This window comes from Streptacidiphilus sp. MAP12-33 (assembly GCF_041261265.1).
In the GTDB taxonomy this organism is placed as follows: domain Bacteria; phylum Actinomycetota; class Actinomycetes; order Streptomycetales; family Streptomycetaceae; genus Streptacidiphilus.
On the sequence record NZ_JBGCCA010000074.1, the window covers coordinates 1 to 8,910 of the forward strand.

Here is an 8,910-nt window from a genome sequence, read left to right on the forward strand (position 1 = left end):
AGCCCGACCCTCCCGGCCCAAGGCCCGCCAGGCCGAACAGCCCAAGCCCGACCCTCCCGGCCCAAGGCCCGCCAGGCCGAACAGCCCAAGCCCGACCCTCCCGGCCCAAGGCCCGCCAGGCCGAACAGCCCAAGCCCGAACCTCCCGGCCGAAGGCCCGCACGAATCCACTCCTCCCAGAAAGCGACCCCGCAGCGTGAGCGCCATCCTCCTCGTCACCGGCACCAACACGGAGATCGGCAAGACCGTCACCACCGCGGCCGTCGCCGCGCTGGCCGTCGCCGACGGGCGGAAGGTCGCCGTGATGAAGCCCGCGCAGACGGGCATGGCGCCCGGAGAAGCCGGGGACTTGGATGACGTGCGCCGGCTCGCGGGCGAGCTGACCTTCAGCGAGCTCGCCCGCTACCCGGAGCCGTTGGCTCCGGGGACCGCGGCCGTGCGAGCGGGGATGCGGCCCATCACCCCGGCGGAGATCGCCGCGGAAGCGGCGCGGCTCGCGCAGACGCACGACCTCGTGCTGGTCGAGGGCGCCGGCGGCCTGCTCGTCCGCTTCGACGCCGAGGGCTCCTCCCTGGCCGACGTCCCGGCCGAGCTGGCGAAGCTCGGCCACGCGGCCGAGGCCCTGGTCGTCGTCACGGCCGCCCTCGGCACGCTGAACCTGACCGAGCTCACCGCGGAGGCGCTCCGCGCCCGGGGCATCCCCCTCCACGGCCTGGTCATCGGCGGCTGGCCGACCGAGCCCGACCTCGCCATGCGCTGCAACCTGATCGACCTGCCGGTGGTCGCCGACGCCCCTCTCCTCGGCGCCCTCCCGGCCGCCTGCGCGGGCCCGCACGTCACCCCGGAGGCCTTTCTCCCGATCGCCCGTGCCTCCCTCGCGCCCGCCCTCGGCGGCACCTGGGCCCCGTAGGGGTCCCCTCGGTCCTGGGGCGGATGCCGCCCGCGAAGCCCCGGCCTAGGCTCGTGCTGGACGCAGTTCCATCGACCTGCCGGGGGAGCACCATGGCGGCGGAACAGAGACCGGAAGAGCGACCTGAACAGAGACCCGGGCCCGCCGCGCGGGCCGTCGGGTTGAGCAAGGCGTACGGAAGCGGGGACACCTCCGTTCTCGCCCTGGACCGGGTGGACGTCGCGATCGACGCCCAGCGGTTCACCGCGATCATGGGGCCGTCCGGGTCGGGCAAGTCCACGTTGATGCACTGCCTCGCCGGGCTGGACAAGCCCACCGGCGGCGAGGTGTGGGTCGGGGACACGGAGCTGTCCCGCCTCGGGGACAAGCAGCTGACGCGGCTGCGCCGGGACCGGATCGGGTTCGTCTTCCAGGCGTTCAACCTGCTGCCGACGCTGACCGCCGAGGAGAACATCACCCTGCCCGGCGACATCGCCGGCCGCGGCACGGACGCCGCCTGGCTGGCGCAGGTCGTGGAGACGCTCGGGCTCCAGGACCGGCTGCGGCACCGGCCGCACGAGCTGTCCGGCGGGCAGCAGCAGCGTGTCGCCGTCGCCCGGGCGCTCGCCGCGCGGCCTCAGCTGATCTTCGCGGACGAGCCGACGGGCAACCTGGACTCACGCTCGGGGGCCGAGGTGCTCCAGTTCCTGCGGCGCAGCGTGGACGAGCTCGGGCAGACGGTGGTCATGGTCACCCACGACCCCAACGCCGCCTCCTTCGCCGATCTCGTCCTCTTCCTCGCGGACGGCCGGATCGTGGACCGGCTGGAGGGCCCGACCGCCGACACCGTGCTGGAGCGGATGCGCCGCTTCGACGCGCGCGCGGCGAAGCCGGACGCGGACTGAGGCGCGAGGAGACGCGATGCTGAAGGCGACCCTGCGCAGCTTCCTCGCCCACAAGGGCCGGCTCGCCCTGTCGATGCTGGCCGTGCTGCTCTCGGTGGCGTTCGTCGCCGGGACGCTGATGTTCACCGACACCATCGGCTCCACCTTCGACCAGCTCTTCCGCTCCACCTCGGCGGACGTGAGCGTCACCGCCCACAACGACGTCGCCGGGCGCAACGACCAGAACTTCTCCGGCACCGTCCCGACCGTGCCTGCCTCGCTGATACCCGAGGTCAGCACCGTCCCCGGGGTCGCCGCCGTCACCGGCCGGGTCCAGCTCGCCGGGATCACGCTGACCGACGCGGACAACAAGAGCATCGGGTCGATCGGCGGCGCGCCGACCATCGGCATCAACTGGGACCTGCGGCCCAACTCCCCCGTCGACCTGACCTCCGGCAGCGCGCCGCACGGCGACGGCCAGGTGGTCGTCGACGCGGACACCGTCCGCAAGCACCACCTGGTGCTCGGGCAGCCGCTGCACGTCATCGCGCCGACGGGCAGCTTCCCCGTGACGCTCTCGGGCATCGCGACGTTCAACACCACCAACCCCGGTGCCACGCTCGTCTTCCTGGACACCCCGACGGCGCAGACGCGCCTGCTCGGTCACGCGGGCGAGTTCACCTCCGTGGACCTGACGGCCGCCAAAGGCGTCACCCACGAGCAGCTGCGCGACCGTGTCGCGCCCGTCGTCGGCAGCGCCTACGACGTGAAGACCGCCGAGCAGACGGCCAAGGACGCGGCGCAGACGCTGGGCGCGTTCCTGTCCGTCATCAAGGACGCACTGCTCGGCTTCGCCGGGATCGCGGTGCTGGTCGGCGTGTCACTGATCCTCAACACCTTCTCGATGCTGGTCGCGCAGCGCACCCGCGAGCTCGGGCTGATGCGGGCGCTGGGAGCCAGCCGGGAGCAGGTGAACCGCTCGGTGCTGGTCGAGGCGGCGCTGCTCGGGCTGATCGGGTCGACGCTGGGTCTGCTGCTCGGGGTCGGTCTCGCGCTCGGCCTGATCAAACTGATCGCCGCGGGCGGCATGGTGCTCAAGGGCAGCCAACTGGCCGTGCGCTGGCCGACGGTCGTCGCCGCCTACGCGGTGGGGATCATCGTCACCACCGTCTCGGCCTACCTGCCGGCGCGGCGGGCCTCGCGGATCTCGCCGATGGCCGCGCTGCGGGAGGCGGACACCCCCGGGCGGGGCGCGCCGCTGCGACGCCGGGCGATCGCGGGCCTGGTCGTCCTGGCCGTGGCGACGGGCGCGCTGGTCGGCGCGGCGACGGACAAGGACCTGGGGCAGGCGGGCCTGCTGCTGGGTGCGGGCGTGCTGCTGAGCCTGATCGGTCTGATCGTGGTCGGCCCGCTGCTCGCGAGCCCGGTGATCCGCGCCCTGGGCGGCTGGTTCCCTCGCGTCTTCGGCCCTGTCGGGACGCTGAGCCAGCGCAACGCGCTGCGCAACCCGCGCCGCACCAGTGCGACGGCCTCCGCCCTGATGATCGGGCTGGCACTGGTCGCCTCGCTGTCGGTGGTGGGCTCCTCGATGGCCGCCTCCTTCGACGCGCAGATCGACAAGACCATCGGCGCGGACCTGATCGTGCAGAACGCCACCGGCCTGCCGTTCCCGAACGAGGTCGGCGACACCGTCCAGGCCACCCCGGGCGTCGGCCTGGTGGTGCGCGGGCAGGGCACGCGCGGCGCACTGGTCGCCACCGACGGTTCCCAGCAGAGGACGGTGGTCGTGGGCACCGGTCCCGGCCTCGACAAGGTCGTGCGGATCCAGATGCGCTCCGGCACCGTCGCGGCGGGCACCGCACCGGGCCACGTGATGATCGGCTCCAACTACGCCGACGCGCACGGCCTGCGGCTGGGCAGCGCGGTCACCGTCCTGTTCCAGAGCGGGCGGACGGGCACGCTGACCGTCGGCGGCATCGACGTGACCGACCCCAACCCGGGCGGTCTCGGTGACGAGCCGGTGGTGGCCACCTCCACGCTGCGGCAGTACGTGCCCGGAGCGCTCGACGACATCGTCTTCGTCAACCTCGCCCCGGGCGCGAACAAGACGCAGGTCAAGAGCGCCCTGACGACGGCGCTGGCCAAGGATCCGCAGGTGTCGGTGCGGGACCAGACCGACTACAAGAAGCTGGTCCGCGGCCAGATCGACCTGCTGCTCAACCTGGTCTACGGGCTGCTGGCGCTGGCGATCATCATCGCGATCCTGGGCGTGGTGAACACCCTGGCGCTGTCGGTGATCGAGCGCACCAGGGAGATCGGGCTCCTGCGCGCGATCGGGCTGAGCCGGGCGCAGTTGCGGCGGATGGTGCGTCTGGAGGCCGTCGTCATCGCCCTGTTCGGAGCTGTGCTGGGGCTCGGGCTTGGCCTGGGCTGGGGGTTGACGGCGCAGCGCCTGCTGGCCGCGAAGGGGCTCCAGGCGCTGGCGGTGCCCTGGGCGACGATCATCGCGGTGGTCGTCGGCGCCGCGGTGGTCGGCCTGCTGGCCGCCCTCGGCCCGGCGCTACGCGCCTCGCGGCTGGACGTGCTGGACGCGATCGCCCACGAGTAACCCGTCGGACGGCGCGGCCGCAGGCGCGGATGCCGCCTGGGTCGGCCGGGCCGCTTGGGCCACCGCAGCAGCAGGCTCCGCCGGGGGTAGCCCAGCCGCACCCCCCGCAGGCTCAGGCGCACCCACCGGAGGCGCTGGCGGAGCCGCCGGCGGCTCCGCCAGGAGGCCGGGGAGGGTGAGCGCCAGCTCCCACAGCTCCTCCCCCTCCCCCGGCTCGGGATCGACCCCGTCGAGCAGAGGCTGGAACCGCTCGGCGGCCTGCCACAGCGCGTCCGGGACGGCGACGTCCCGCTCGCGCGACTCGGCCAACCGAGCCAGCAGCGCGGCGCCGACCGCGCGCAGCTCCGACACGTCGGGCACCCCCGGCCCGGCGAGGGACTCGGACGGGCGAGGCACCTCGGTCCGGGTGTGCGGTAGTTGAGCCACCATGCCCTCTACCGTACGCCCCGGCACTGACAAGTGGCCTCTCAGGCGAGCGGCCTGACCCAGCGCCGCCAGTGCTCCTCGCGCTCGTATCCCGCCGCGGCCCAGGCGGCCTGGCCGGTCTCGTTCTCCACCAGCACCATCGCGTCGGCCCGACGTCCGCCGGCGGCCACGAAGCGCGCGTGGGCGGCGTCGAGCAGCACCCGGGAGATCCCCTGACGCCGGTGGTCCGGGTGCACGGCCAGCCGGTAGAGGCTGGCCCGCCAGCCGTCCCAGCCGGCGATGACCGTGCCGACCAGCCGCCCCTCCCGCTCGGCCAGGATCAGCGCCTCCGGATCGCGCTCGACCAGCCGCGTCACCCCGGCCACGTCGTCGCTGATGCTCGTCCCCTCGGCCGCCTCCTTCCAGAAGGCGAGGACGTCGTGGACGTCCGACGGACGGGCGGTACGTGTGCGCAGTGGTTCCATGGGCTCACCCAACCAGGACGGCGCGGTGGCGTGCCGGGGATTTCGCCAGTCAAGACCGATAAGCGAACTACGCGCCAGCGAAGGATCGTTGACGGTGCGGCAGAAGTTGCAGGAATGCAACAGAGAGCCGTTCCCGAGATCGATCAAGATCAATACACTCTGCCCGTCAGTTCTGGATGCACGGGGGCCATCGTCGACAGGAGTACCGGCGTGCCCGCCGAGACCACGGAGATCATCTCCTACCAGCAGCCCGACACCGCCGACGACTACCGCCGTTGGGACGACTCCGCCTCCTGGCTGCTCGGCTACGCCTTCCTGCCACTGGCCCTGGGCCTGGACCTGGACCTGGCCGACGGGACAACGAGCCGTCTGCTCGACCTCGGCTGCGGACCCGGCGAGGTGACCAGGTGGCTGGCCGGGAGATGCACGGCCCGCATCACCGCCGTCGACTCCTCCGCCGCGATGATCGACCTCGCCCGCGCCGAGGCCCCCCACCCCCGCATCGACTACCGCCACAGCGACGACGGCCTGCTGCCGTTCCTCGCCGACGGCTCGATGGACGCGGCGATGGCCTGCTTCCTCTTCACCTGCGTGGACGAGGAGTCCACGATCCGGGAGCTGATCGCGGAGGTCGCCCGCGTGGTCCGTCCCGGCGGGCGGTTCACCATCCTGGTCCCCAACCCCGACCACGCCTTCGGCGCCGAGTTCGAGGGCTTCCGCCGCGGGGACGCCGGAGCGGCGTACGAGGCGGGCGAGCTGATGCCGGTCCACGTCCGACGGGTGGACGACTCGTGGACCACCATCCTGAACCGCTACTGGACCCGTGAGACGTACCGCACCGCGCTGGCCGAGGGCGGCTTCGCGGGCCCCGTGCGCGAGCTCGCCCCCGTCCTCGCCGACGCGGTGGGCGTCGCCGACGCGGAGCTGTTCGGTGACCGCGCGTGGGCCCAGGAGCGCACGGCCGCACCCTTCCTGCTGATAACCGCCGTGCGCTAGGTAGGGCCTTGGCCGGTCGGCGGCGCCGCGGCCGGGGCTCCGCCTAGCATGTCCGTGTGGCAGATACGGGTGGGCAGGAGGCGCTGCCGTCTCTCGGCGACCTGTTGCCCTGGTCCGTACGCGGGATCAGGACCGGGCGGGCGTGGGTGGTGTGCGCCGACCCCGAGGTGCTGGAGGAGCGGTGGCGGCGGCTGGTCGCGGCCCCGCCCGGCGAGCGGTCCGCGCTCTTCGAGCCGTCCCGGGCGCGGACGCCGGACTCGGCGGTCGCCGGGCTGCCGGGGCAGCGCGGCAGCACCCGCAGGCTCTCCCGGGAGCCGGGGACGCAGCCTCCACTCGTCCGGGTGCGGACCCGGCCGCTGGACCGGGCCTGGATGCTGGCGGACCAGCGCCTCCTGGACCAAGCCCGGCCGGAGCTCTGGCGCGCCGAGGGCGCGCACCAGCGCTACCTGCTGGTCCACCCCGACGGCGCGCCGCCGACCGTCAGCGCCGAGTTGCCCGTGGACCCACGGATGCGGGTGCACCCGCTGCACCGGCGACCGGACGGCCGGGAACCCAACCTCGCACCCGGACTGCTGCGGTTCCTGCGACGCGCCTACGCCGCACCCGTCACCGCCGAGTCCGTGCTGGCCTGGATCGCGGCCGTCGCCGTGCACGGCGACGACACCGTGCCGCTGCCGCGTTCCGCCGCCACCTGGGCGGAGGGTGTCGCGTTGGGGCGACGCGTGGTGGACCTGCACACCTTCGCCCAGGGTGGTGGCCTGCGCCTCCCCGACGGTCGTCGGACCTTCGTGCGCCATCCCGTGGACGCGCAGCCCCAGGAGCTCGGGTACGACCCGGAGGAGGAGACGCTGCTGCTCGGCGACGGCCGTCTCGCACCGGTGCCACCGCAGGCGTGGGCCGCACCCGCCGAGGCCACCCTGCGCGAGTGGTTCGCCGACCGCTGCGCGTTCCGCGGCGCGGCCCGCGGCACCCTGGCCGCGCTCGGCCTGACGGTGTGGCCGCAGCGGGCGACGACGGAACTGGTCGAGCTGGCCACCACGCTCGCCCGCCTGGGCGAACTGCTCCCCGCGCGGCACGACCTCGCCGCCGACGGCGGTCCCTGGTTCACCCACGCGGACCTGCACGAGGCCGCGATCCTCCCGGTCCCCGCGTCCGCCCAGCGCCCCGCCTCGGTGCTGGACCGGCTGGAGGAGGGCCCCGAAGGCCAGTACGCGCTGCTGTGAGGTTGGGCCGCCAGGTTGCCGTTTGATACCGAAGCCCCGACTGAGCTGCAGTAACGCTCGCCGACGGCTCCCCGCCCCGGCTACCATCCGGCATACGTCGACACGGAATCGGGAAGCACGGAAGGACGGAGGCGTGGCCCAGCTCATCGGTGGTGACTCCTCACTGCTGCGGCGGCTCAACTCCGCGGTGACGCTGCGCGCTCTCCGCGACGGAGCCGTCCTGACGCTCACCCAGCTGGTGGGCGAGACGGGGCTGTCCCGCCCGACCGTCGAGGGAGTCATCGAGGGCCTGATCGAGTCGGGTCTGGTCGCCGAGGTGGAGCCCGCGGACGAGGGCGTGCGCCAGCGCGGCCGTCCGGCCCGTCACTTCCGTTTCCGCGCCGAGGCCGGCCACCTGCTCGGCATCGAGATCGGCACCCACGGCGCCCGCGCGATCATCTCCGACCTGCGCGGCCGTACCCTCGGCGCCTACGGCCGTCCCATCGACGAGACCACCGAAGCCGACGAACGCCTGGCCCTCGTACGCGCGACCGTCGCGGAGCTGCTGCGGCGCGGCGGGATCGCCCGCGAGTCGCTGTGGGCGGTGGGCGTCGGCACGCCCGGCGTCGTGGACGCGGAGGGTGTGGTCCAGCTGGGCACGGCGCTGCCGGGCTGGACGGGGCTGGACCTGGCCAACCGGCTGCGGCGCTCGTTCAAGTGCCCGGTGCTGGTGGAGAACGACGCGAACCTGGCCGCGATCGGCGAGCACTGGAAGGGTGCGGCGATCGGCAAGGGCGACGTCGTCTTCGTCCTGGCCGGCCTCAGCCCCGGCGCGGGCTCGCTGATCGGCGGCCGCCTGCACCGCGGCTTCGGCGGCGCGGCGGGCGAGATCGGCTCACTGCACCTGCTGGGCCAGGAGGACGAGCCGTCCCGGCTCCTCTCCACCACGGAGAGCGCGCTGCGTGACCCGCTCGACGAGGCGGCGGTGGCTCAGATGCTGCGCCGCGCCCAGCAGGGCGACCACGCCGCCATGGACGTCCGCGACCGTTTCGTCGCCCGCCTAGTGCGGGACGTGGCGGCGCTGGTGCTGGCGATCGACCCGCAGATCGTCGTGATCGGCGGCTGGGCGAGCGGGCTGGACGGTGTCGTGGAGCCCCTCCGCCGCCAGCTGGGCCGGCTCTGCCTGCGGCCCCCGGAGGTCCAGCTCGCGGCGCTGGGCGACGCGGCGATCGCGATCGGCGCGGTCAAGCTCGCCTTCGACCACGCGGAGCAGCAGCTCTTCGCGGTGGACCAGTAGGCGTCACCGCGCGACGACGGCGGCAGCGGACGTCGCGGAGCTCCACGGCCGGCCGTCCTCGCCCGCGTAGCGGGTGGTGAGGACCAGGACCGGGATGCCCGGCGGGCGCTCCAGCAGGCGGGCCTGCTCCTCCTCGGCCACGCCG

The 8,910-nt window shown here is 73.9% G+C and carries 7 protein-coding genes and 1 pseudogene; 6 read left to right on the forward strand and 2 right to left on the reverse strand.

Annotation, left to right across the window (positions count from 1 at the left end; all coding sequences use genetic code 11):
- Positions 1 to 195: 195 nt before the first annotated feature.
- The 3 genes from bioD (at position 196) to ABH931_RS39425 (ending at position 4,380) form a co-directional block, all read left to right on the forward strand.
- Positions 196 to 909 (forward strand): dethiobiotin synthase, encoded by a 714-nt coding sequence (gene bioD / locus ABH931_RS39415; protein ID WP_370124778.1) that lies wholly within the window; start codon positions 196 to 198, stop codon positions 907 to 909.
- A 92-nt stretch (positions 910 to 1,001) separates the two neighbouring features.
- Complete coding sequence (locus tag ABH931_RS39420; RefSeq protein ID WP_370124780.1) at positions 1,002 to 1,793, forward strand: ABC transporter ATP-binding protein; 792 nt, start codon at positions 1,002 to 1,004, stop codon at positions 1,791 to 1,793.
- A gap of 16 nt (positions 1,794 to 1,809) precedes the next feature.
- Positions 1,810 to 4,380 (forward strand): ABC transporter permease, encoded by a 2,571-nt coding sequence (locus ABH931_RS39425; RefSeq protein WP_370124782.1) that lies wholly within the window; start codon positions 1,810 to 1,812, stop codon positions 4,378 to 4,380.
- On the opposite strand, the gene ABH931_RS39430 is transcribed toward ABH931_RS39425, so the two are convergent.
- Together ABH931_RS39430 and ABH931_RS39435 are read right to left on the reverse strand one after the other, a co-directional pair.
- A complete protein-coding gene (locus ABH931_RS39430; RefSeq protein WP_370124784.1) occupies positions 4,333 to 4,809 on the reverse strand; it encodes a hypothetical protein in 477 nt (158 codons plus the stop codon). The genes ABH931_RS39425 and ABH931_RS39430 overlap by 48 nt on opposite strands.
- Before the next feature lie 38 nt (positions 4,810 to 4,847).
- On the reverse strand, positions 4,848 to 5,270 hold the full coding sequence (locus ABH931_RS39435) for a GNAT family N-acetyltransferase (RefSeq protein ID WP_370124786.1): 423 nt from the start codon (positions 5,268 to 5,270) through the stop codon (positions 4,848 to 4,850).
- Between the two features lie 210 nt (positions 5,271 to 5,480).
- On the opposite strand from ABH931_RS39435, the gene ABH931_RS39440 reads away from it, so the two are divergent.
- The 3 genes and pseudogenes from ABH931_RS39440 to ABH931_RS39450 form a co-directional block, all read left to right on the forward strand.
- Positions 5,481 to 6,266, forward strand: coding sequence for a class I SAM-dependent methyltransferase (locus ABH931_RS39440; RefSeq protein ID WP_370124788.1), 786 nt, complete (start codon positions 5,481 to 5,483; stop codon positions 6,264 to 6,266).
- 56 nt (positions 6,267 to 6,322) lie between these two features.
- Positions 6,323 to 7,489, forward strand: coding sequence for a type ISP restriction/modification enzyme (locus tag ABH931_RS39445; protein ID WP_370124790.1), 1,167 nt, complete (start codon positions 6,323 to 6,325; stop codon positions 7,487 to 7,489).
- 133 nt (positions 7,490 to 7,622) lie between these two features.
- Positions 7,623 to 8,782: pseudogene (locus ABH931_RS39450) on the forward strand (ROK family protein); the annotation flags it as partial.
- Positions 8,783 to 8,910: the final 128 nt, after the last annotated feature.